Source organism: Sutterella megalosphaeroides (assembly GCF_003609995.1).
In the GTDB taxonomy this organism is placed as follows: Bacteria; Pseudomonadota; Gammaproteobacteria; order Burkholderiales; family Burkholderiaceae_F; genus Sutterella; species Sutterella megalosphaeroides.
Map to the genome: position 1 here is coordinate 1,826,091 of NZ_AP018786.1, position 23,724 is coordinate 1,849,814.

At 60.3% G+C, this 23,724-nt stretch carries 22 protein-coding genes; 10 read left to right on the forward strand and 12 right to left on the reverse strand.

The annotated features are described in order from the left end of the window. The first annotated feature begins 167 nt into the window (after window positions 1-167). The gene (locus S6FBBBH3_RS07335) at window positions 168-1,961 is read left to right on the forward strand and encodes a flavocytochrome c (RefSeq protein ID WP_120177130.1); all 1,794 of its coding nucleotides are present in this window, start codon (window positions 168-170) and stop codon (window positions 1,959-1,961) included. A gap of 236 nt (window positions 1,962-2,197) precedes the next feature. On the opposite strand, the gene S6FBBBH3_RS07340 is transcribed toward S6FBBBH3_RS07335, so the two are convergent. Both S6FBBBH3_RS07340 and S6FBBBH3_RS07345 read right to left on the reverse strand, forming a co-directional pair. Next, window positions 2,198-2,533 (reverse strand): cytochrome c3 family protein, encoded by a 336-nt coding sequence (locus S6FBBBH3_RS07340; RefSeq protein WP_120177131.1) that lies wholly within the window; start codon window positions 2,531-2,533, stop codon window positions 2,198-2,200. A gap of 17 nt (window positions 2,534-2,550) precedes the next feature. Continuing rightward, window positions 2,551-4,074 (reverse strand): flavocytochrome c, encoded by a 1,524-nt coding sequence (locus S6FBBBH3_RS07345; RefSeq protein WP_120177132.1) that lies wholly within the window; start codon window positions 4,072-4,074, stop codon window positions 2,551-2,553. Window positions 4,075-4,228: 154 nt separating this feature from the next. Between S6FBBBH3_RS07345 and S6FBBBH3_RS07350 the strand changes: the two genes are divergently transcribed. Next, window positions 4,229-5,002, forward strand: coding sequence for an IclR family transcriptional regulator (locus tag S6FBBBH3_RS07350; protein ID WP_120177133.1), 774 nt, complete (start codon window positions 4,229-4,231; stop codon window positions 5,000-5,002). Between the two features lie 61 nt (window positions 5,003-5,063). Here S6FBBBH3_RS07350 and S6FBBBH3_RS07355 read toward each other — a convergent pair whose 3' ends face one another. The 5 genes from S6FBBBH3_RS07355 to S6FBBBH3_RS07375 form a co-directional block, all read right to left on the reverse strand. Beyond that, the gene (locus tag S6FBBBH3_RS07355) at window positions 5,064-5,420 is read right to left on the reverse strand and encodes a hypothetical protein (RefSeq protein WP_120177134.1); all 357 of its coding nucleotides are present in this window, start codon (window positions 5,418-5,420) and stop codon (window positions 5,064-5,066) included. Between the two features lie 261 nt (window positions 5,421-5,681). Next, the gene (locus S6FBBBH3_RS07360) at window positions 5,682-6,515 is read right to left on the reverse strand and encodes a hypothetical protein (RefSeq protein ID WP_123957667.1); all 834 of its coding nucleotides are present in this window, start codon (window positions 6,513-6,515) and stop codon (window positions 5,682-5,684) included. Window positions 6,516-6,801: 286 nt separating this feature from the next. Continuing rightward, a complete protein-coding gene (locus tag S6FBBBH3_RS11380) occupies window positions 6,802-8,217 on the reverse strand; it encodes a HipA domain-containing protein (RefSeq protein WP_120177136.1) in 1,416 nt (471 codons plus the stop codon). Beyond that, entirely contained in the window at window positions 8,168-8,674 is a 507-nt protein-coding gene (locus S6FBBBH3_RS11280; protein WP_232008758.1) for a helix-turn-helix domain-containing protein, read from the reverse strand. Before S6FBBBH3_RS11280 ends, S6FBBBH3_RS11380 begins: the two co-directional genes overlap by 50 nt. 657 nt (window positions 8,675-9,331) lie before the next feature. After that, complete coding sequence (locus tag S6FBBBH3_RS07375) at window positions 9,332-9,874, reverse strand: type II toxin-antitoxin system HicB family antitoxin (RefSeq protein WP_331813067.1); 543 nt, start codon at window positions 9,872-9,874, stop codon at window positions 9,332-9,334. Window positions 9,875-10,410: 536 nt separating this feature from the next. Here S6FBBBH3_RS07375 and S6FBBBH3_RS07380 point away from each other — a divergent pair. Further along, entirely contained in the window at window positions 10,411-10,773 is a 363-nt protein-coding gene (locus tag S6FBBBH3_RS07380) for an ArsR/SmtB family transcription factor (RefSeq protein ID WP_120177137.1), read from the forward strand. Window positions 10,774-10,782: 9 nt separating this feature from the next. Here the strand turns inward: S6FBBBH3_RS07380 and S6FBBBH3_RS07385 are convergent, their stop codons facing one another. Then, window positions 10,783-11,835: a permease gene (locus S6FBBBH3_RS07385; RefSeq protein ID WP_120177138.1), complete on the reverse strand. Its 1,053-nt coding sequence runs from the start codon at window positions 11,833-11,835 to the stop codon at window positions 10,783-10,785. A gap of 279 nt (window positions 11,836-12,114) precedes the next feature. Here S6FBBBH3_RS07385 and S6FBBBH3_RS07390 point away from each other — a divergent pair, with 279 nt between their 5' ends. From S6FBBBH3_RS07390 to S6FBBBH3_RS07405, 4 genes are all read left to right on the forward strand, one after another. Beyond that, window positions 12,115-12,432: a thioredoxin family protein gene (locus tag S6FBBBH3_RS07390; RefSeq protein ID WP_120177139.1), complete on the forward strand. Its 318-nt coding sequence runs from the start codon at window positions 12,115-12,117 to the stop codon at window positions 12,430-12,432. Between the two features lie 199 nt (window positions 12,433-12,631). After that, window positions 12,632-12,931, forward strand: coding sequence for a thioredoxin family protein (locus tag S6FBBBH3_RS11095; protein ID WP_170143872.1), 300 nt, complete (start codon window positions 12,632-12,634; stop codon window positions 12,929-12,931). 3 nt (window positions 12,932-12,934) lie between these two features. Next, window positions 12,935-13,627: a cytochrome c biogenesis CcdA family protein gene (locus S6FBBBH3_RS07400; protein WP_120177141.1), complete on the forward strand. Its 693-nt coding sequence runs from the start codon at window positions 12,935-12,937 to the stop codon at window positions 13,625-13,627. 33 nt (window positions 13,628-13,660) lie between these two features. Next, entirely contained in the window at window positions 13,661-14,116 is a 456-nt protein-coding gene (locus tag S6FBBBH3_RS07405) for an arsenate reductase ArsC (RefSeq protein WP_120177142.1), read from the forward strand. A gap of 890 nt (window positions 14,117-15,006) precedes the next feature. Here S6FBBBH3_RS07405 and S6FBBBH3_RS07410 read toward each other — a convergent pair. Together S6FBBBH3_RS07410 and traF are read right to left on the reverse strand one after the other, a co-directional pair. Beyond that, window positions 15,007-16,338, reverse strand: a complete 1,332-nt coding sequence (locus S6FBBBH3_RS07410; RefSeq protein WP_120177143.1) for a conjugal transfer protein TraH — start codon at window positions 16,336-16,338, stop codon at window positions 15,007-15,009. A gap of 12 nt (window positions 16,339-16,350) precedes the next feature. Beyond that, window positions 16,351-17,436, reverse strand: coding sequence for a conjugal transfer protein TraF (gene traF / locus S6FBBBH3_RS07415; RefSeq protein WP_120177144.1), 1,086 nt, complete (start codon window positions 17,434-17,436; stop codon window positions 16,351-16,353). A 1,127-nt stretch (window positions 17,437-18,563) separates the two neighbouring features. Between traF and S6FBBBH3_RS10995 the strand changes: the two genes are divergently transcribed. After that, entirely contained in the window at window positions 18,564-19,058 is a 495-nt protein-coding gene (locus S6FBBBH3_RS10995) for an AAA family ATPase (protein WP_123957668.1), read from the forward strand. Between the two features lie 171 nt (window positions 19,059-19,229). Beyond that, entirely contained in the window at window positions 19,230-19,370 is a 141-nt protein-coding gene (locus S6FBBBH3_RS11100; RefSeq protein WP_170143873.1) for a hypothetical protein, read from the forward strand. Window positions 19,371-19,917: 547 nt separating this feature from the next. Here S6FBBBH3_RS11100 and relB read toward each other — a convergent pair. Continuing rightward, window positions 19,918-20,151, reverse strand: a complete 234-nt coding sequence (gene relB, locus S6FBBBH3_RS07430; protein WP_120177146.1) for a type II toxin-antitoxin system RelB family antitoxin — start codon at window positions 20,149-20,151, stop codon at window positions 19,918-19,920. Between the two features lie 418 nt (window positions 20,152-20,569). Between relB and S6FBBBH3_RS07440 the strand changes: the two genes are divergently transcribed. Beyond that, entirely contained in the window at window positions 20,570-20,803 is a 234-nt protein-coding gene (locus S6FBBBH3_RS07440) for a helix-turn-helix domain-containing protein (RefSeq protein WP_120177147.1), read from the forward strand. Window positions 20,804-20,855: 52 nt separating this feature from the next. On the opposite strand, the gene S6FBBBH3_RS07445 is transcribed toward S6FBBBH3_RS07440, so the two are convergent. After that, on the reverse strand, window positions 20,856-23,720 hold the full coding sequence (locus S6FBBBH3_RS07445; RefSeq protein ID WP_170143874.1) for a DUF2357 domain-containing protein: 2,865 nt from the start codon (window positions 23,718-23,720) through the stop codon (window positions 20,856-20,858). Window positions 23,721-23,724: the final 4 nt, after the last annotated feature.

Consider the following 23,724-nt stretch of genomic DNA (forward strand, 5'->3'; position numbering starts at 1 on the left):
CCGCACGGACTCTCCGTTGCCGTCCTCTTGTCAAGCCCGGCGTCCTACGGAAAACTTCCGATTCGTTTCCGGCACCGGCCTTCCTAGACTGGCGAAATTCCAACCCGAACGGGCAGTCGACGAAGCACGGCTTCGCGGCGCGCTCGCCGAACTCCAAGGAGGTGTTTATGGGAAATCATCGTGCGTTCTTTCTTCGATCTTCCCTCTTTCGAGCGCTTGTCGCCGCCCTCGGCACCGCGGGATTCCTCGTTGCTTCGGGCGCCGAAGCAGGTCCCAATACCGTCTATTCCTACACGGTCGAAGCGCACAACGCGCCGATGACCGTAGACGTCATCCTCAAGGACGGCAAGATCGTCAACATCCTCACCGACAACCGCGAAAGCCCGGGCGTCGGGAAAAAAGCGATCGAACTCCTCTCGAAGGCCATGATCGAGCACCAAACGGTTGCGGTCGACGCGATCACGGGCGCGACCGTAACGAGCTTCGCGCTGCGCGGTGCGGTGACGGCGAACCTCAAGGCGGCGGGACTTGACACGGCGAAATTCCAAACGAAAATTCCCAAAGCGGAACTCAAACCCGAGTACGCGACGGAAGTCGCCGTCGTAGGCGGGGGCGGAGCGGGTTTGGTCGCAGCCGCGGCCGCCGTCGAAGCGGGTGCACGCGTCGTCATCATCGAAAAGCTCGGCTACCTGGGCGGAAGCACCGTTGTTTCGGGCGGCGGCTACAACGCCCCCGACCCCGAACGGCAGGATCGCCAGGGAATCGAAGACAGCGTTGAGAAGTTCTACGACGACACCCTCCGGGGCGGTCACGGCACGAACGATCCCGAACTCGTCAAGGTCCTCACGAGCCGCGCGCTCGAAGGGATGCACTGGATGGAAGGAAAAGGACTTGCGTTCAAACCCAAGGTCACCACAATCGTCGGCGGCCTCTATCCGCGCGGACACAGCGCCTACGGAGGCGGCTACGGGTACGTTGCCGCGCTCGAAAAATTCCTTCGAGCCTATCCCGATCGCGTGACGGTCCTCACCGACACGACCGCGAAAAAACTCGTCAAAGACGCCTCGGGCCGCGTCGTGGCCGTCGAAGCTCTACACAACGGGAAACCCGTGACGATTCGCGCCTCGAAGGGCGTCGTCATGGCCACGGGGGGCTTTGCGGCGAACGTCGAACTTCGACAGAAATACAACACGGGCGTCTGGAAGGAACTCGTGCTTGACGAAAAGATTCCCTCGACGAACAACTTCAAGGCTTCGCAAGGCGACGGCCTCAAGCTTGCGGCGGATGCGGGCGCCGACCTCATCAATCTGAGCGACATTCAGCTTCATCCGGGCGGAGCACCGAAAACGGGCATCATGTCTTCCTGGCCGAGCGGGCGCAACCGCATCTTTCTCAATACCGCAGGGGAGCGCTTCGTCAACGAAGACGCCGCGCGCGACACGCTCTGCAAGGCGATCTTCAAGGAAGGCGGCACCTACTGGATCGTCTCGAACCATGTCAAGTACCCGTCGCTTGCAACCGTCTCGAAGAACCTCACCGTCGGCGAAATGATCGAACTCGGGCAGGCCTTCTCGGGCGAAACGATCGAAGAGCTCGCGGGCAAAACGGGCATGGATCCGACGAAGCTTCGGGCGAGCATCGACACCTACAACGCCGTCGTGACGGGCAAAACGAAGACCGACGCCTTCGGCTTCACGAAAGCGACGAGCGACGACCGTCCCATGACCGAAGGTCCCTACTACGCGACCCCCATGGTACCCGCCGTGCACCACACCATGGGCGGCATCCGAATCGACCGCGACGCGCGCGTTCTCGATGCGAACGGAAACGCCATCCCCGGGCTCTTCGCCGCGGGTGAAGTGACGGGCGGAGTTCACGGCGCGAACCGCGTGGGCGGAAACGGCATTGCCGATGTGGTCGTCTTCGGACGTATTGCAGGAGCGGGCGCGGCCGAACCGTAAGCCGCTCGCAGTCGCGGCCCTCACCGAGACCGTGCAAGTCACGAAAAACCCGCAGGACTGTCCTCACGCATGCGACGAATTCCTGCGGGTTTCGTTTGGAGCCGATCTCCGTCGACGATAGAGAAAGCGCCGCCCTACTTCGGGCGTCGCAGCCGGCCTCGTTCGGAAAGAGCGCTTGAAAAAACTCGCCCGAGACCGAAGTCCCGGGCGAGGCATCGTGCGTCGGACGTGTTGCCTCACTTATGGCAGTCGGCGCAGAGATTCTTGGCGGGCGCGTGCTCCTGATGGCACTCGGCGCAATCGAGCAAGTCGTCGTAATGGGGCGACTTGTGCGGGTTGCGCACCATGGGCGTCTTGATGGTGATGCTGCTCATCGAGCCGTGGCACCCGGTGCACTTTTGCGTGAGCGAAGCGCTCGGGTGCTCCGCACCGGGCACGTGACAGGTTTCGCAGGCCACGCCCTTGTGATGGCGCATCTCAAGAGAGGCCGCCTCGGCGGACGGAGCAAACGAAGTGCCGAAGGCCGCGAGGACGGCAAAACCCGCGAGGGTCGAGAAGAATCGGTTTTTCATTTCGAATTTCCAATGATTCAGATCTTACGGAGCGCGGCATTGCGGCCGGCGATGCGACCCATGGCAAGGCAGTCGGTCGACGAGGTGCTGCCGAGACGGTCCATACCGTGCACGCCGCCCGTGACTTCGCCCGCGGCGTAAAGCCCCGCGATGGGACGGCAGGTCTTGTAGCTCAGCACCTCGGCCTTGTCGGTAATGCCGACGCCGCCCATGCAGTAGTGCAGTTTCGGCCAGAAACGGATCGAGTAGAAGGGCGGACGCAGCTCGATCGGCTTGTCGATCGGCTTGCCGAAAGCCGTATCCTTGCCGGCGCGGACCATGGCGTTCCACTCGTCGATTTGCTTTTTGAGTTCGTCGACCGGGGCGCCGTAGAGAGCGGCGAGTTCCTCGACGCTTTCGGTGCGCTTCGTCGTGCCTTCGCGAAGGCTCGTTTCGAACCCGGGACGATTCTTCGTCGTTTCTTCCGAGCAGAAGCCGAACGGGAAAACGGGATTCCCGTCCTTGTCGAGGCACTTCATTTCCGCTTCGGAGCGTTCGCGACGCGATGCGAGTTCGTTGACGAAGCGGCGGCCGTTGCGGCTGTCGACCATGATGCCTTCGGCAAAGATGTAGTCGGCGAAGACGGAACCCGCACCCGCACCGAATTCGTCGGGCGTCGCCCAGGGACCGATCTGGTAGATGTCGAGCATGACGGGCATGGCGCCGTAGCCGAGCAGCATGCGAATCGTTTCCGAAGTAGCCCCCTTCTGGCTCGTGCAGGCGAGCGTGCGGTAGGGAGGCATCGACGTCGCGATGAATTCCTTGTCGGAGCCCCAACCGCCCGAAGCGATCACGACGCCCTTCTCGGCGCGCACGGCGTAGGCTTCGCCCCCCTTCTTCGTATCGAAATCGTACTCGGGGACCACTTCGACGCCGACCACTTCGTCCTTCTCGACGATGAGGTCGCGCACGAAACTGCGATTGCGGAAAACGACGCCCTTCCCGCGGAGCCACTTGTGCATGGGCACGCAGATGCCGCCGCCCGAATAGTTCGAAGCGAAGATCGTGCGCGGTGCGCTGTGACCGCCGAGACGAATCACGTCGTCGGCGAACTTGACGCCGCAGTCGACCATCATGTCGTAACAGGCGGGCGCTTCCTTCACGAGCGCGTCGACGAGCGCTTCGTGGTTGAAGCGCTGGCCCGCACGCAGCATGTCTTCCTTCATGAGGGCCGCGGAGTCTTCGATGCCCTTCGACTTTTGCAGACCGCTGCCCGCAAGCGACACCTGACCGGCGTTGATCACCGAATTGCCTCCGAAGACGTGCATCTTCTCAAGAACCAGCACGTTCTTCAGACCGTTTTCAAGCGCGGCATAGGCGGCGGCAAGCCCCGTGAAGCCGCTCCCGACGATGACGAGATCGAACGTTTCCTTGGGCTCAAGCCCGCTGCGTTCGGAATTTGCGGCATTCGCAACACCGGCTTCGACCAGCGTCGCGGCCGCGAGGACGGACGCGGCGGATCCTCTGAGGAAACCGCGGCGCGAAAGAGCGGATGAATTCATGACTTCTCCTGTTTGACACATGCAAAAAATTCTCTCTTAGCGAGAATTCTCAGTAAGCGAGAATTTACTACTTTTTGCGCGGTACCGTACAATAGGGAAAACCCGAGACTCCCGAGCTCGGGACCGCATCGTTTTTCGCAAGACCCCCGAAGTCATGACACAGAGACGCCAAACCAGCCAGGAAGGAAGGCAGATTCGCCTCGATCGGATCGTGGAAATTCTTGAATTGGCCGCTTCGACGCGCGAAGGGATTCGCCTCTCGGACGTTGCGGCCGGGCTCGGCATCCCGGTCTCAACGGCCTACCGGCTGCTGGCGGAAATGCGCCGTGTGGGCATGCTCGAGGCCGCGAACGGTCGCGGGCGGCACACCCTGAGCGCCGCCTTTGCGGGTCTCGGCCGGGCGGCCGAACTCAACGAAGCGCGTTTTGCGAGCGCGGAACCCTACGCTTCGGCTGCGGCCGACCGATTGGGCGAGACGATTTATTTGACGGAAATGAAGGGACGCGTCGTGTCGCTCGTAGGATTCCGCCGCCCGAGCACGGGAGAAGGTCTCCACCCGGGGAACGCCTTCCCCGTGCACGCTTCCGCCGCCGGCAAAATCCTGTGGAGTTTTCGCAACGACGACGAACTCAAGCTCGAGCTCGAACGTCCGCACACGAAGTTCCGAACGACGACGCACGTCGATCCCGAGGAGATTCGGGCCGAACTCGAACGCGTGCGGCGCCGGGGCTTCGGCGTACACGACGAGGAATGGGACGAAGGCGTCTACACGATGGCCGTCCCGATTTTCGCAGGACGCAGAATCCCCGCCTTCGCGGTCGGCGTCATCGCTGAAAAAGAACGCCTTCTCGCCTCGTTTTCCGAGCAGGCGGTGTTCGAGACGCTTTGCGACTTGCGCGATGAGCTCGAAAAACATTGGACGCCGTAATTCGCGCTTCTTCGCGCTCGAACGTCTCGCAGTTTATGTTTTTGTCGAAGGACGAAAGTTTTTATTGCAGGCCTCCCGAACCGACCGCGACGCGCGCATTCTCGAAGCGAGCGGGAACGTCAACGCCGCCTCGATCGCCGTCCGCAGCCGTCCATCGGTTGCCGACCGTCCGAAAAGGATCGGCTCCAATTTTTTGTCGGACCTCTTGCAAAACGAAATCTTTCCTGCTAATATTCATGGCTCGGACGGATGTCATCAACACCTCTTGGCCATGAGTTCGATCGTGCCTTAGTGTTTTTGGCGAGAACATCCTTCCGAGCATGAAAATCCTCAGACCCGAGCGCTTGGCCCGATCGCGCTCGGGTTTGTTGTATCTGCGGTCCGCCACCGAAAGCTCGAAGAGTTTCGGCGTATCCATTCCCGCCTTCCGCACCCTCGCAAGCGATTCGTAGACGTTTTCGAGACCGCCCGATACCGTTCAATACCGACATTTCACCGGGCAACCCAGACGCCCGGAGCGCCCGCCGACCCTTACCGCATCGTGCGACTGGAATTTGAATCACCTCCGGCATTTCGGATCTTCGAAAGCACCGACGGGACAACTTTGTCCCGACTTTGAGCCGAACGTCGCCGAGCATCGAGAAAAAGCGTTCGGCTCAGCGGCATCATAGCCGGCCGCTCACGGCGCAGCCGCTTTCCCGACCGTCCCGTCGCTTTCTACTTTCTTCACCGTCTCCGCCTTCTCGACCCTCACGAACGCGTGCTTCGCGGGTCCGACGACCTCGAACACCATCCCGTTCCAAAGTTCCTTCGTCACGGCAAAGAGCACGTCGTCCGCTGCGATGGGTTTCGCGTCCCCGACCGCAACGAAGTCCTTCGTCAAGGTTTCCTTCCCGTCTTCGTCGTGCTCGCACCGGCGCTCCAGCAGCCGAGCGCGATCGCCCAGCCGCAACGGATCCCGCCCGGCCGTCTCGACGACCCGCCAAAAGAAACCCTTCGCATCCTGCGTCCATCCGTTGGAATCGACGAGAAGCGGCGCATAGATTCCGTTGTAGTTGCGTTCGAGCTTTGCCTCCGCCCCGTGGTACACGGCCTTCTTTCCGTAGTAGACACAGGCGAGGGCGTATTTCGTACGCACAATGCGGTCTTCGAAATCGCAGTACCGCGCAACGAAGTCGACGTACGCATCGTCCGAAATGACCGCTTTCGAGCGGTAGAGCATGTCGTCATGGCGCGCGCAACCGCTCGGGTCGGGCGTTTCGATGACGCACAAGCCCGCCCGAGCCGATCCCGGCCCGAGGAGAGTCGCGAGTCCCGTCACACCCGCCATCCCCAAAAATCCCGCTCGGGCGAGAAGCCCGAAGGCCTCCGCGCGAAAGCGCCCGGAGCGCCCGGAAAAGGACCGATGCCCGAGAGCTTCCGAATCCGAAGTCGAACCCGAAATCGAAGCCGAAGACAACCCCGAAGCGTCCGAACCGCGCGACGCGACGAAACCGAAACCCGAAGAAATCACGAAGCACACCTCCGAAAAACGACACGGCGAAGGAAAGAAAGCATACTCGGCCAGCGAGCCCGCAAGCGCCTGCAACCCGCCCCGACCGCCGTGCGTCCCCGGCGATCCGGAAACCCGATGGCCCGGGAGCTCAAGAACTCGGATCGCAGCCGAAGCCCCGCCGAGGCTCTTGAAAGGATACCGAGACGCGAGCAAGCACGGTGCGGGCAGAGTACGAGCACGGTGCGCCCCCGATGCCAAACATCCGGCCAAACCGCCCGCCGCACGATCCGCGAGCGGTCACACATTACGAGCGCATCAGCACCCGCTCGATCTCGTCCGCCCACCGATGCGCGATCGCGATCCCCTCCTCCACCGAGCGCCGCCAGGCGCTCGCAAACTTCACTTCGTCGTCCCGAAGCCCCAAGGCCTCGACGTTCCTCCCTACGGCGTTGAGCGCTCCCGCAACGTGTGCCGTCGTGCGACGCATGCACTCGAGAATCCGCTCCAACGGGAAGTCGCAGTCTATGCTCAGAAGGATCCAGTCTTCGACGCCCACACGATCCCGCTCAAAGGCGTCCCCGACCGCCATGGCGAGCCTCGTGTCGAGCTGCGGCGCGAGCGTATCGCGAAGTACGGCGACGTTCACCAAGTCATAGAGCGGCGTCGGGCTCAAACCTTTCGCGGTGACGAAAAAGGACCAGTTCTTCCCGTGCGCGTCGGAATTCCCAACGATGAGGTTGAAGACGAACGCCGACCACAGGAAGACGAGAAACCTTTGCGGATCCTCGGCCGAAGCGACGAGATCGGTCACAAGGGGCCAACTCACGCCGTCGCGGATGTGCGCGACGTCGCGACCGGACCCGTAGGGCTGCTCGTATTTGCGAGCGACCGAGAGGCCCGTCGCCTGACAGGCGTCGATCACGTGCGTGCGCAAAACCGTGCCTTCCCGTCCGCGATCGGGTCGCCAAAGTCGGTCGAACCGCTCGACCTCCAGAGCGCGAACGCCCTCCGGACCGCCTATGCCAACCATGCGAACCTTCGCCGTCGGAAAACCGCTCAGGGCGGCCAAGCGCATCGTGAGGTACTCGTTCAAAACGAGCATCGGCATCTCTTCGGAAGCGAACTTGAGAATATGCGTCGAGGCCCAATCCGGTCCGTCAACTAACCCCCAGCCACCCTCACGACACATCACGTTGAGCTTGCGCTGTACACCGGCAACCGACAATCGGTAACGGTTATCCCAAATGGATATCGCCGCAGCGCCCCGAAGGCGTTCGAGCATCTCCTCGTCGGTAATCCGACGAAAGACATTCGCACCTTCGACCGCGCGTACGGGCTCCTCGCGGTCAGGCAACTGTAACCGGACCGCTCCCGGGAGATCGTTCCGAAGCGCATACGCAAGACCAATAACATTCGTACGGTCTACCCGAGCAATCCGTCGAAGCTCCTGCAACTCCTCGCCTTCTGGCAAATAGTTTTCGAAGAAATTCGAGACGACCGCTCCGCTGTGCCTCCGACCGAGCGGCAAAGCGGGCGACAGCGCAAAGGCACTCGGCGAAGCCTCCCACTTGGACGCGTACGCCAGTTCCCAACCCGACTTCGAGCCGCCTCCCGTATCCATGAGATCAGCGACGTGCGACGTGCCGATCCAAACCTCGAAGGTCACGCTTTCATCCGAACCAATCGATGTTGTCTTCGCTATTTGTCGAGTACGTTCCATTTCGAATTTTCCTCAGATCTTCGGCGCTCGGCGCGTTGAAAGCAAGCACCAGTCCCACAGCGCTCAATACCTTCAGTAGCGTCGAGTAGCGGACATCCCCGCCCGCTTCGAGCTTGATGAGGGTGCGCTTCGATACGCCCGTGAGCCGCTCCAGGTCGTCGAGCGTGTAGTCGAGCGCCTTGCGCTTCAGTCGCACCGACTCGCCGATCTCCTCGAGACGCACCGCGTTCCAAAGCACGATGCCGGGCTTGGCGACGATGACGGGCTCGCGCTTTTTGCCGCGGCGACGCGTGCCGGTCCGAGCGCCGTCCGGAGCATCGTTCGCGGGGTCCTTTCGGGAGGGACTGCAAGATGCCGGGATCGGTTCAGAGGCCCGCAAGGCGCTTAATGAGGTGCCCTCGGCAGGAAAGGGGGCTCTCTCCAGTGAAGTTGTCTGCACTTTTTGGCTCCATTCCACAATTCAAGAACTTTTCTTCACTTTACACGCCTTCGAGTCGAAAAGTGAAGTTTCATTCGTTTTTTCTCTGCAAACTCAAAGAAGTGAAGTTCGGTTCGCTTTTTGGCTTCGCCCGACGAATGGTGAAGGACGCTTCACCGCATTAAGAGCCGATCGCCGCCCGAGCACGTCACGTCACGCCGCTCCGGTTCGGTTCCGAAGCCTGCGACGCGCTTGACGAGGCACTCTCCGCAGGGAGGAGCTCTTTTCCTTGGTGAAGTTTTCCGCACTTTTCGGTTCCGTTCCGAAATTCATGAAGCTTTCTTCACTTTACACGTCTTCGAGTCGAAAAGTGAAGTTTCAATCAATTTTTCTCCTCAACCACACGGAAGTGAAGTTAAGTTCGCTTTTTGGTTGCAACTCAGGAATGGTGAAGGCTTCATCGCATTGAGAGCCGATCGCCGCCCGAGCGCGTCACGCCGCTCCGGTTCGGTTCCGATGCCTGCGACGCGCTTGACCAGGTGCTCTCGGCAGGGAAGGACTCTTTTGTTGTTGCAGTTTTCTTCACTTTTCGGCTCCGTTTGGAAAATTATGAAGCTTTCTTCACTTTACCCGTCTTCGCACTGAAAAGTGAAGTTTCGTTCGTTTTTTTCTCTGCAAACTCAAGGAGGTGAAGTTTCATTCGCTTTTTGGCTTCACCCGACGAATGGTGAAGGACGCTTCACCGCATGGAGAGCCGATCGCCGCCCGAACGCACCCGAGCACTGCCGAACGATGCCGATCCTTCGCGAGCGAAAGCTCAAGGCGGTACCCGAGCGCGCGCAGCGCTTTGGCAATGCCGTCGATTTTCGTCGCATGCCGCAGGTCCGTGAGGCGATGCACTTCCTGGCGGGTGACGCCCAACCGGCGGGCCAGCTCCGCGGGGCGAACGCCCGACTCGACCATGGCATTCAAAAGCAACACTTTGGCCGCCGCCGAAGTCGGCACTTCGACGAGCACCTCGCCCGCCTTCGGGACGGAAGGCGACGGAACGGCCCGCTCGCTTTCGACGTAGAACTCGAGCGCCGTCAAAAGCGCGTCGGCCGCCAGGTCGAGCACCTCGTTCGGGCCCTGTCCTTCGGTGAGCGCTTCGGGAATGTCGCGAAAAGACGCGATGAAGCCGCCTTCGCCGTTCGGCTCGATCGTTGCGGGATAAGCAAAAGAAGACGTCGCAAGCGCCATGGTAAACCTCATCGGTGAGATGTGAGACCGCACGCGGCCGGTCTCCGGGTATCGGTCGGCCGCACGGCAGCACGCCCGCCGGCCTCGAAAGGTCGAACGCTCAAACACTCAAGCGCTCGAACAGGCGAACGCCCGTCGGTGGGCGTACGGATTCGACGAGAAGTGTAATCAAAGTTGATGACGGCGTTGCGCCTCCCATCGGAACCCTACGGTCCTCTTCGACCTCTTCGACTTCGCCCGGAAGCACGGAAGGAACGGCAGGATCGGCCGGAAGCGCCCGACCTTGACAGGCGGGAACGTGTACGCTACAAGTTCGCGAAGCACATCGGACGCGCATCGAAAGCCTATGCCCCCTTTTTGACGGCAACGACAGGCCTCCGAGCGATGAGGCGTGCGGCCCCGACGAAAGAAGGCCGCGCTCGGGGAGCGGGCCGAGAGCCCGACGGCCCGGCAACCCTACCGACAGGCCGATCGGTCGATCGGCCGATTCGATTCGGCCCGGGCGCAAAGAACGAACACAACGAGAGGAAAAGCGGATGACCGAACACGATCTCCAAAAGCAAGCGGAACTCTTCAAGGCGCTCGGTCACCCGAGCCGGCTTCGGATGGTGATCGCGCTCGGCGAAGGCGAAAAGTGCGTGTGCGAGTTGCGCGAACTCGTGGGGTCCGACGTCTCCACCGTTTCGAAGCACCTCGCGGTCATGCGAGCGGCGGGACTCGTCGAATCCTTCAAGCGCGGCAACTTCGTCTACTACCGGCTTCTGCGCGGGTGCGTAACGACCTTCATCCGTTGCCTTGAAGAAGCCGAGAAGCCCGAAGCGCAAAAGAACGACATGCAAACGCCCGCCAAGCAGACCGATGCGTGCGGCTGCTCCTGCGGGCGCGGCAAAGAGAAGTAAGGACGATCCTCAGGTCAGGGCATTCAAGGTCCAGCCGACGAGCGTGAAGATCGCGACGAGCACGCCGAGAAAGAGCGCAATGAGTCTCGGGCGCATCACTTGCTTGAGCATCATCGCTTCGGGAAGGCTCGCCGCCACCGTGCTCATCGTAAAGGCGAGCGTGGTACCGAGCGGGAGGCCCTTCGCAAGGAGACTTTCCATGACGGGGACAACCCCCGTCACGTTCGTATAAAGCGGAATCCCGAGCAGCACCGCGGCGGGCACCGCGGCGAGGTTGTCGCTGCCGAGATTCGCCGCGATCCAATCTTCGGGCACGAACCCGTGCAAAAGCGCCCCGATCCCGACGCCCGCAATGCCCCATACCCACACACGGCGGAAGATGTCGCGAGTTTCGCCGACGGCGAAGCGGTGCCGCGCGACGAAGGTGAGCGATTCGCCGTCGTATCGGGTGTCGGTCTTCTCACCGCGCTTGAGCGCCTCAAGAAGAAAAGGCTGCAACCAGCGTTCGGCCCGGAAGGCGTCCATCAGCATCCCGCCCGCAATACCCGCGGCGAGCCCCACCGCCACGTAGAGCATCGTCGTTTCGGGCCCCAAGAGCCCCCAGAGCAACACGACCGCCACTTCGTTGATGACGGGCGAGGTGATGAGAAAAGCCATCGTGATCCCGAGAGGGATGCCGCCCATCGTAAAGCCGATGAAAAGCGGCACGCTCGAACACGAACAAAAGGGCGTCACGGCCCCGAAGAGCGCCCCCGCACCGTACCCGACCAGGCGGTTTTTGCCCGAAAGAAAGGCCCGCACGCGCTCGACGTTGAGACTCGCCCGACAGAAGGCGAGCACGTACACCATGAGAACGAGCAGAAGCAGGATTTTCACCGTGTCGTAGAGAAAGAAGTTGAGCGCTTCGCCCGTGCTCGACTCGGACGAGAGACCGAGGACGTCGAACGTCACCCAAGCAGCGAGGGGTTCGTTCGCCCAATAGAGCGCGCTCCAGACCGAAAGAGCAACGGGGGCGGCGAGAAGGAGACGGCGCGTCTCGGGCGTGGCAATGGGTTCGGACATGATGCTTTCCGTAACTTCGCAGTAGGGGAAACAGGCGGGGCGACAACGCGTCGCACGCCTTCGGTGTCCGAAGTGTATCGCTCTTTTCCTATTTGGTCAAATTACCAAATATGGAAATCGAACCCGCCGACCGCCCTTTCAAACCCGCGTGCGAACACGCTTGTGACGCGGCGCACGGCGTGCTAAAGTGGTCGTTATATGGCCATATGGCCAAATAGCAAAATATTTGAAACGCCGACGCGTCGCGAAACGCGAGGCGTCGCATGAAAGGAGAAGCAGATGAAGATTCAGGTTTTCGGTACGGGGTGCTCGAAGTGCGCCATGGCGTTCGAGCGCGTGCGCTCCTGCGTTGAAGGGCTGGTTGCGTCCGGCGAACTTCCGCCGGGGGTCGAGGTTGAAAAGGTCGAGGACGTCATGGCCATGATTCGGCTCGGCATCATGTCGACCCCCGCCGTCGTGATCGACGGGCGCGTGGTTGCGACGGGTCGCATTCCCGATGCGGACGAGATTCGCGCCTGGGTGTCGGGAGGTACGGACAGCGAAACGGCGAACGCCGCCCCCTCGTGCGGTTGCGGCGGGTGCGGCTGCGGTCGCTGATCGAACGCACATGACGGACTCGGAAACGGTATGCGGGTTTCGAGTGCCGGCGGTGCGGGACAACGGTCGGGCCGCACGGTTCGTCATTCGTCCGCGACGCGCGGTATGTTCGGCGCTCGCCCCGGCGGCCCTCTTCGTCGTGTTTGCGGGAGGGACATTTTCGGCGGCCTACGCTTCCGGACCTCGGGTCGCCGAACCCGTGCAAGAAACGCGTGAGGCGCAGCCCCTCGTGGTGAACGTAGGCGCGGCCGCTTGCGTTCCCTGTCGTCTGATGGCGCCCGTACTCGAACGTGCGGCGCGACGTTACGAGGGGCGCGCACGAATACTTGTCGTTGACATTCGCACGCACCGCGAAGCACTCAAGACCTACGGCGTGCGGATTTTGCCGACGCAGATTTTCTTCAACGCCGCGGGCGAACGGGTCGCAACCCACGAAGGATTCCTGAGCGAGGCCGAGTTGACGCGCGCGATCGACGAGCTCGTTGCCGTCGACAAGTAACCCATGGATGCTCTCTTTCTCGCCGCTTACGAACTTCTTGCGCAGGCAACGCCCGTCGGGGCGTTTGTTTGGGGCGTTGCAAGCCTCCTTCTGAGTCCGTGTCACCTCGCATCTGTACCGCTTCTCACGGCCTATGTCTCGGGCGGTATCGGCCGCACGGGCTCTCGGGAGGCGGTCGTCTGTTCCTTTCTTTTCGGCTTCGGGCTTTGGCTTGCCGTCGGGACGGCGGGGCTTGCGTGCGCCGCGGCCGGGCGTTTGCTCGGCGATTTGCCGCCCGCGGCGAGCCTCGCCGCGGGTTTGGTCATGACCGCATTCGGTCTCGAGACGGCGGGCGTCCTTTCGCTGCGCCTCCCGACGGCAAGCCTCCCCGAGGTGCGTCGGGGACGCGCGGGCGCCTTCGTGCTCGGCGCGATGTTCGGCGTTGTTTCCGGCCCGTGCACTTTCGGCTTCCTCGCCCCGATCCTTGCGGCGGCGACGGCGAAACCGACGCTTCTCGAAGGCACCGTTCTCGCGGCCGCCTTCGGTCTGGGGCATGTTTTGCCGCTTGTCGCGGCGGGTTGTCTCGCCGAGCGGACCGCTCGGCTTCTCGCCTCAAGCCGCTTTCGGCAAGGAAGCCTTTTCGGGCGTCGCCTTGCGGGCATTGCCGTGGCGCTCATCGGGCTCGGGCTTGCATGCTCGAGCGTGCTTTCGTTCTGAAGCAATTCGGTACGCTTGATTTTGGATTTTCAAATGAAACGCATTCTTTTTTGTTGCACGCACAACCGCTGTCGCAGCCGCATGGCCGAAGCATTGATGCGGGCAAGGCGCCCCGACTGGGAGGTCGTTTCGGCGGGCTCGAATCCCGAAGGCGGAGTCGACCCCGGTGCGCAGGACGCCTTGCGCGAAATCGGTCTTGAAGCGGTCGGGCCGGCACGCAACGTTTTCGAGTTGCCGCTTGAGCGGTTCGACCTCATCGTGACGCTCTGTGCGACGGAAGATCTGTGTCCCCTGCTGCCCGCAACGCTGCGTGCCCGCATCCTTCATGCACCGTTCGACGATCCGTCGCGCGGGGACTCACAAGACGAGACCGAGCAACGGGCGCATTACCGTCGCGTGCGCGATGCGATCGACGGGTTTTGCGCGACGCTCGTGGACGGGCTTGAGCGCGGCGAGCACATCGACGGGAGGCTCAATCCGAAGGGATGATGTCGTTGCACCTCGTCATGGAAGCGCCGAGAAGTGAAAAACCTCGGACGAGACGAACATGTCCGGGGCGACGGATACCGACCTACGGTCGCTAACGGTACCGGAGCAATTCATAGCCATCTGCGGTACGCCCTTTGGGATTCGTTCTGGACAGGATCCCGCAAGAATCCGCAGCCGGACGCGCAGAAAATCGTGCTCCTCCGGATCTCGCCGATCCTCGTTCGTGGTCGCAACGAGCGAGTGGAGAAAACACGCCGTACCGACACTTCCGTTCAGCAAGCTTCGAACCGAAGGACGAACTCAGGTCGTCAATACTTCCATCAGCCTGCCACTCAATCGGCTGCCCTCATGAAAAGGATTGTGAAATCCTGTATACCTTCAAGATATTTAGACTCCGGGAACCTTTGCTACCATTTTTTTTGAGATTCCTGGTACTGGAGATAACAAAGTAAGCGCAACAGCACGCCATAGAGGTTGTCGAAAAAGAGATTTTTTCTCAATACCGAATTAAAGAAGACAATGGAGACATAAATTTCTGCGCACCAGAACATAGTTTCGTTTGAACCTATTGGAATACCGCAACTCATGGAGTAGTTACATTTTTTAGTAACCTCTCAACGCATCAATTTTACTTCCGAAAGTTTATTAGATCACTTAGTCCCCAACAGACACAAAATACCCAAAAAACTGATGCATATCGCAAGAAGCGAATTATCGACGAAAAACAAGAAAAGCCGTCACCAAACTATCAACTATCTTTTTAAGATCTGTATATTTTATTTACACCAATCTTCCTCTACAATACTTTTTGATAAGCAAAAGGCGCCTCACGGCGCCTTTTTACTTATTTATCTTCTCCAGTCATAACATGGTTAATTGGAGTCACTTCCTCACGGTCGCGCTTGGAACATGAACGCCTGCTTGCGGATCAACTCGTTGAGATAGCGGTAGTCCCTGATGATCGAGCTGTACGAGACGGGGCGGACCTGATGGAGCGCTTTGAGGTCTCGACTGAGCTGGTTGCGCGTATCGCGCAGCGAGTCGATCATCTCCTGGGCTTCGACCATATCGGACGTACTCAAGCTGTCCTCGACGGACCGGAGCATTTCGTCGCAGAGCGTGTACGTCACGTCGATTGCGGACGCGTAGGCAATGTCCTCGGCCAACTTCTTGGCCGCAGCCTCGCTCTGAAGGGACATCGTGCGAAGCAACGTACCCAACGTGTTCGGCAGGATCGAGAGGAACGCCTTCTGCTGTTCGGTCATTGTGCCCGAGTTCGTTGCATACTTGTGGACGATCGAGTTGTTTCCCTGGACCATCAGGTCAAGGAACTTCTGAGCAATGTTGTCAATTTCCTCGCTTTTCGTCGTCGGCTTCATGCAACTGTCGTTGTCGCACCGATACATCTTCGCCGAGGTCGTCTCGACGAGATCGAGCATGGACATCGTCGGCGGAAGACGATCGATCTTGGAAACACTGCCGCTCTTTTGCCCGTCGTAGTTCTTCGTATCCTCGGGCTTCTGAACGATGATGGTTCCGATGAGGGACATGAGCATTTCATGGACCTGCGTGGCCGAGCCGAGGGCAATCTGATACCACTGGGCGGTGTTGTTGCGCTTGAGTTCCAGCCAGACGAGGTTGCCGTAGGGCTTCTTTTCTTCTGGGATCTTGCTGCTGTCGGCAACCTCCCGCTGCGCGTCGATCATCGCCTTGTTGTTCTTGGCGTACCCCATCGCGTTCCAACTGTCGTTGACGATACCCTGCTCGAGCTGACAGGAGTTTGCGTACCGGTCGAGCTGCTGAATAGTGTCCGAAAGCTTGCCGGCGGTCGCCATGCACTCACCGCAGGTCGAACTCAGAGCAAGCTGAAACGCATAACCGAACGAGTTCGAGGTGACCGATCGAAGCAACCGGACATATTGGTCGGTATTGATGTAGTCGAAGCTCCCGTCTAAAAAGTCGATGTCGCCGCATCTATCCTTCCACGGGAGTGGAGTCAACAAAGCAATTGGCGTATCACTGACTTTGTTTCGACCATGTACCGAACCGCTTGCAGGAATACCTTGAAATTGGGATGAGTTTGTACCAGGCATCGTCGTATTGACCACGGAGTTGAATACACTGTCGTGCTGATTTTTGAGCGACTCGACATCGACCGACGACGGCGTGAGAACCGTTGCGACGAGAATGGATGCGGTAGTGAGTTTGAAAAATTTCTTCATGATTGAATGGGGTTAGTTGTTGAATTGCTCTTCGAGCAGTGAGGGTTCGAGCCGCCCGGATGTTTTGGCTCCACAGAAGAGCAACACAAGCCGTTTCGGTTCGATAAATCCGTTTTCGTCAATGAAGCGCTGAATTTCCGACGCGGGCAAACTCGTAACGATCTCATTGCTTTCGATATCGCCGAAGGCATAGATCGGATTCGACTGTGCCAGAAGAAGCTTCGGCAGATCTTCGGAGAGGTCACCCTGCTTTTCCGGGTTGAGCATCGGTTTTGCTTCCTGAAAGTCCTCTTCGGAAATCCAGCCCTGACCCAAGTTTTCAAAAACGCCGTCGGCGGACACGAGGAAAAGCGCGGGCGTGGCCGTGACGCCGAGTTGTTCGGCCTGGCCTTGATCGAGCTTTACGTTCCTGAACTGATAGCTTTCGAGCGATCCGCCGTCGACGCTGATGGCAAACACGTCGAAGCCGTCCTTCTCAAAGTTCCCGATGAGCGGCGCTTCAGACTCGCAGTAGCCGCAACCCGACTTGAAGAAAAAGAAAAGTCCCGCCTTGTTGCGAATTTTCTGCACGACTGCCATAAAGTGGTCGTAGGCCTCACGGTCCACCTTGTGAACGCCATATGTGACCGTCGGCCGTTGACATGTTTCGTCGAGCAGGAGGTTCTCGATCGTGATTTGCTGGGCGATCTCCGCAAACTTTTGGCTGCGATTAACAGCGAAATGCAGAAGGAGGACGTAAGCCATAACGTTCTCCGGCGTCGGATTTTCCCAAACGATGTCCCGATATACAGGCAACATCCCACGTACCCAGGCCGCTGAAAAAGGAGCCGGCTGCGAAGGTTGTTGCGGCTTCTCCTCTTTGACCTCGACTGGTTCGGACTTTGGAAGCAGGGGAGCGACCGGCTGAACGGGTTGCTCCGGTTCCCGTTCCTCCTCGGGGTCTTTGTACCAGTACCAACCTTCGGAGTGCCGACGGTAGAAAGAGGATTGAGCGGCTTTTTGGGCATTTTCGCTTGCTTCGGCAACAGAGCCGGCGCAGGCGACGTGTCCTTCACCTGTTAAGCAAAGGACCGAGAGTGCAAGAAATAGTGGACGCATGGCGATACCTCATAAATCTGAATCTGCACACTCTAAAAAGCAAGGGAGGAAGAGACGGCACGTTTTCGGCTCGTTTTGAGCCGACCATGAAAAGCGTGGCCGACGTAGTTGGCGAGTATGACTGCTCCCCATCCAAGCTGGGCGAAGGTTCCTCACGGGTTTTGCTGATCGGTCCGATCGTTTTTCGTGTAAAAAATAGGATCTTTTCGAGACGGTTTCAAAATGTCCCCAAAAACCTATTCACTTGATTTACAAGCATAAAACTGCAATGTGCTTGTTTGCCTTGCTGCCCAAAAACGCTAGCATGCTAGCGCTTCTTGTATCACCGGGCGTGATAAGATCTACGTGAATCTACATGTTTACTGAATGGAAAACATGTTGTGAAGATTCAAAGAGATCGCCAAAGGTCGCACCCGTAGCCGAAACAGCTTCGGCGCAAGTGAACCGGTCTCCTCGCAAGAGACTCGCAGGTCAGCAACAGGAACCCATCGAGGAGATCCCAGATTTTGCTTGCGCCACAATTTTTGCTGGGATTAGCGAGCTTTTTCTAGGTGTCATCGCCCTTCCCGTCGCAACCGGTTAGGGCCTATTCCTTTTGTGCCAACCGGCGGTTCGTGCTCGATGTTGGGCTCCGTAACCCTGAGCCACCGTCCGTTGCGGACGGTGTACCAACCTAGGTTCAGAAACAGCAGAAGAGGGATCGTCGTTCGGCTTGCCGAAGCACTAGGTCGGCAACTCGCGGCGTGTTCACCGGACTAGGCCTTTTGCTTTGGAGCCGTCGTCGACAGGGCATCGAATAGCGCAAGACGGTTCGGAGAGTTCTTTGGTGTTTTCGAGTTATCCTCGAGCATTGTAAATACTATGATTGCCAGTATTTACGTTAATATATACGTTACTATACGAACGGTAAGAACGCTAGCATGCTAGCGTTCTTGGGACCAAATTTGGTCGGGTAGAACTTGTTTATCGCAAGGATGAGACGCGAAATTACACGAGAATCAATTGCGACAAGATGTGCGTGCAAGACCATCTGGTTACGACCGGGTTGGTCGTGCTTGCCCCCGACGGGGAGCTTCCTTCCGTCCACCCGTTCCCCACCCCTACGAGCCCCCTCGGCGGACGGCACGGTGTGCATCGGGGATACCGTTCTCAGCATCGAGGACGACGAGCTCGTCACGACAAAGCTGATCGTCCTTCATATCGGCCGAAACGGCGAACCCGTTCGGTTCGACCTTTGCGACGAGTCCGAAGGTACCGTGCGGCTCCTCGATCTGCTCCCGCACCTCCTTGAAGCCGAAGAAACAGACGGCTTGGCGGCCGTCGCGGACACGTCGGACCGAAGCCTCCAAACGCAGGTCTTCGAAGGGATCCGATGCGACTTTCTGAAGACGGGCACGCCGGAAAGCCGACGACAGTTCGTTTTCACGACGTCCGACGTCAACCTCCTCACACAGGAAACGTTCCGACGCGACGAGCTTTGGGTGGTCAACAAGCGTCCGAGCGGCGAATCGTCGCTTTGCGCGCTCGCCGAGGTCAAGGGCATGCGTCGCCCAAGCCGCCCGAACGACTTCCGAAAGCTCTGCGTCGAAGGCGCACTCGGCAATGTGCCGCCGTCACGCTGACTGCTGTTTCTTGAGCGCAGCGCAAGCCCGATCAGCTGGTCCGTCCGGTCCGGAAGAGCGGGATGTTGAGCACGTCGCTCTTGAGCTTCAGGTTCTCGGCCGAGAACCGCACGCACAGCTTGATGCGGTCGGGGAACGCGGCCTTGAACCTATCGAGCCCGCCGGTGCCTCATGACCTACATCGCCTACATCGCCTTCATCGACCTCTTCGACGCCGGTCCGCACCGCGACCGGGAAAAATGCGGCGACCTGCGAGGTATCGAAGTCCGTATTGATCGCGACCATGAGACCATTTGGCTCACGCAGAACTAATAGCAGACCTCTTCGATACCACCGCGTAGAACACACAACCGCACTTGGATTCAACCTATCGATCTTATGAGCCAAGTGAAGAGTCAACTATCAAGAATTTCTTGATAGTTCGCCTGGAGGGGGCTCGAACAGTCAATCACAAGGTCAAGCACTACAACCTACGCCGAGGAGGAACCCGTATGCAGGCTGGGAAGGTCCGATCGTTGAGGGCGCGCCCGGAGCGTGCCCGCGATCGCCCGATGGCCGTCGGAGGCCGTATGTGCAACCTTGGCACTTACCCGATCGTGCGTCGCCCGCCCGACATTTGTCGTGCATCGTGTCGGCGCAGAACGCTTCCGTCCGAATCGACCGAATCGAACCATTCGGCCTTCCGGGCGGAAGGGCTTCCGCACGAAGAACCTCATCGGAAGCCCCGAAGACTGCGGATGCATCGGACGCCCTGACACGTGACCTTCGACCGCCGAAGCGGCTCCCTTGCGTCTCAATTTTGCGCGCGGAGACGGGCGGGTTCGCCGGGAGCCTCGCCCGAACCTTTGCCGAAGACCGATCACCGGCCGCGCTTGTTCGCATCGAGCAACTTCCCTACCTCTTCCGACGAAAACACCCGCTCCTTCCCTTCGCGCACGCGCACCAGGGTCTCTTCGGCTTCGTGCGTATCTTCGACCTCGTCGAGATACCGCAAAAGGGCCTCGCGCACGAAGAAGCTCTTCGTACGGCCCGTCGCCCGTGCGAGGCGGTCGAGGCGGCGTTCGATGTTTTCGGGAAGACGAACGGTCAACATGAAGTTTCCTCCGTATGACGCAATGGAATTCCCGCCATCATACGGCTTCCCGCCGCGAGGCATCGCGCCTCTCTTCGACGCTCTTCGACGCTCTTCGCCCCTCTTCGTCCGTCCTTCAGAAGGCTTCCCGCGCCGTCTCCTCCCACACCGCCGGCACCGCCCGCACCGCCCGCACAAAAGTGCTAACGTAGGGGCTCCATGATTGTGTGGGTACCCCAAACCTACCAGGGACGCGTGCCCGTCCGTGCGTCGGGGAGCTTCAACATTCTGACGCCCCGGGGCGTCATTCAGTCATTCAAGGCATCGGTTGGCGCCACTGCCAACTGCTTTCCAACAACGACGGATACGGGTATGCGCGGCTTCGACCCGCATCTCATTCCTCCCCCGGCTGAAGACGAAGGTTTCCTGAGGTATCGCTATGAAAGCGACCAAGACTTGGCGCGACATGTTGAACGAATCGCTGGAAGATCCGAACTTTCGCAAGGAATGGGACGAGGCCAACGCCGAACTGGCCGAGCTCGACAAGATCATTGCGGCTCGTGCATCGGCAGGTCTTGCGCAGCCCGATGTTGCCGCCCGCCCGGGAACGACGCAGTCTGCAGTAGCGCGACTCGAAAGCCAATTCCACGAGAACGGCACAGGCCTCCCCTGAAAACTCGATTCATTACGGGAACTTCCACAAATTCGAGAACCCCGGCGCGTTATCAATCAGAATCAGATACGGTCTCCCGCGCCATCTCCTCGCACGCCGCAATCACCGCCCGCACGAAGTCGGACTCCCCTTCCCCGAGCCCCGCACACTCGTAGTGCACGTCGCCCGCCCGGGGAAGCCCTGCGGGCAGGTACGTCCGGAGGGAATTCCCCGCAAAAGCGCCTCGCGCTTCTTCCCAGGCATAAAAGAGCCAGACGCCTTCGAGCGTATCCCCGGGCCGCGTCGGGCTCATTGCGAGAAGGTACTTGTAGGCGGTATCCATCGTGCGTTCGAGCACCGTTTTCGTGCGGGTCGAGTACTTCGCGTCCGCCACGAACCAGCGCGAAGGGGATGAAGGGGACGACCTCAAAAGCTGCCGCGAGCGCACCGCCAGAGCGCCTTCGTCCTCTTTTTCTTCCTTTGCTGCCTTTGCGACCGCTTTGACCTCTTTGACCTCTTTCACCGCTTTGAGCTCTTCAGTCGCCCCGGCGCTTTCCGCCATTGTGCTTGGCTTCTCCGTCGCGCCCCGCCGCACCGACACCCGCACGACGAAGTCGGGCGTGAAGAAGGCCTCTTCGGGCGTGACGACCTTGAGCCCTCCGCCCTCGGCGGGCGACAAGACGCTCGTGCGCGCGAGACGAACGGCAAACCGCTCGTCAAGGTCGACCGCTTCGCCTTTTTCGCCTTTGTCGGCTCCTTCGGGTCGTTGCGTTCCCGAAGCCTCTTCGATTGCTTCGGTTGCTTCGGCTGCTTCGCCCCCTTCGGCTGCGCCCTCGCTCAACTCATTCAACCCGCTCAAGCCTTCGCTCGCGCTCTCGCTCAAATCACTCAAGCGCACCACGGGTTCGTAACAAACGAGCACTTCGGCAACACAGTCGCCCGCGGCTTTCTCGAAGAGGAACCGATTCGGTCGATCGGAGGAATCTCTTCTTCCCGCGCGTTCGAGTTCGGGTTCCGCCGCACTGCGCGTATCCGTCAACTTGAAGCCCGCCGCGGAGAGCCCTTCGAGCACGCGAAAGAGCGCGTGGAGTTCGAACACGCGGCTTCGCCCACACGCCGTAAGGAGTGCGGCCTCGTTTTCAAGCACGGGCTTTTCCGAGCGCTGCACGCCCGAGATCGCTTCGAAGAGCGCCCGGTAGGCGGGAATCGACCGGAAGACTTCCGTAGGTCTCAGGGTGTCCCTGCCGTTCGTGAGCGTCAAGAGGAGCGGCTCCGCGGGAAGCATCGTGCGGTAGTCGCGAAAGAGCACCGACGTACGGCGTTCAAGCCCGAAGAGCGCCTCCGCATAGGCGAGGATCCGCTTGGCGGCGTCTTTCGCAAGGGGTGAAGCGGTCGAGACGTAGCCCGGCCGATCGGGCTCGCGCACGCGGAGTTTCTCCGCGCGCTCCGCCGCCTCGCGCGCGTCCGCACGGAGTTCCTCGCCGAGCGCCGCGAGCACGCCGAGAATCGCGCGGTTTTCGTAGGTGTCGAAGCGTTTCGCGCTCGACTCCACCAAAACGTGCCGCGGCAGGTACGTGCGTCCTCCGATCCGAAGGCCCGCTCCGTTGGGCGAGGGGACGAGTTCGTCGGGATGTTCCGCGACGTAGCGAACGGTGTCTGAGGTCACCGCCCGCAATTTCTCCACCGCGTCGACCCTCGACTGCGGCACGAGCCGAAAGCGCGCGTTCGCTCTCAGGTAGTGCGCGCACTCCTCGTACGTGCGAAGCAGCCTTTCGAGAATCGCAATGCGACGCTTGAGGGTCGAGCTCGAAGAGCTCGAGGAATTCGCATCGCGCTCGGCGTCGGGGGTCTTGCCGTCAGCCCCGTCCGGCCCGTCTTTGCCCTCTTTCCCGTTCACTTCCGCACGAACGAACCACTTTCCCGCCCGCTCGAAAACGAGGTTGGAGAGCTTCACGACGTAGCCCGAATCGCGCTCGGGAACGCAAAGGAAAACGGGCTCCGCGCGAAAGACCGCTTCGGGGGCCGAGGAGGGGTCGAAGGGAGCGAAGGCGGCGGGCTTTTTGAAGCTTTGGAAGCCTTGGAAGCTTTCGACCCCTTCGAGCTCCTGAAGCTCCTGAAAGTCCTCAAGCCGCTCCAACGCTTCTTGCGCCTCCTCCCACGGGCCGCTCCCCAAGCGGTAACCGAGTTCCACGTCCGCCGTCCCCAGCTCGTAGGCCATCGCCGCAACGGGTGCGCCGAGACGGTCGACGGGGGTCAAGACCCAGACGAAACGCTTCGCGGGGAGAGGGGTCTCGGGGGAGGAAGCAGAAGACGAAGCAGAAGACGAAGCGGAAGCAGCGCCCGGAGAGGACGCCTGCGTCGCATCGCGGGCAGCCGCAACCCCGCTCACCGCGCTCACCTCATTCGATGCGTTCCGTTCGGTCGCCGCGTTTGCTCCATTCGCATCGTTCTCTTCGCGCTCTTCGCGGGCAATCGCCGTGCGCACGACCTGACCGTTGATCCGAAGTTCCGCTTGCGGGTACGTGCGAACGGACCGGAAAGCACGGGGAAAATGCGAGGAACGGAAGGACTGCCGGGACTCTCCGGACTCTCCGGACGTCATGGAGCGCGACGCCCCGCGAAGGTGCAGGGCGACGCCGGCGTCCGGGGCGTAACGAGCTTCAGGAGCATCAGGAGCTTCAATAGCTTCACGAAGCGCATCGCGAAGCGCTTTTGAGGCCTCCCGGTCCGCGCGCCTCAGCGCCTCCTCGTCGACTTCGAACTGCCAGACGCGCTCGGCGGGCACGAACGTTTCGATGTCGGCGACCGTTTCCGCACCGATCCCCGAGGGTGTGCCGCCCGAGCCCCTCCGAAGCCCGAGTCCGAGTTCGAGCCGAAGCCCGAGCCCGAGTCGTATGACGGTTCCCGCTTCGAAATCCCGAAGGACGAGTTCATCCATCGTC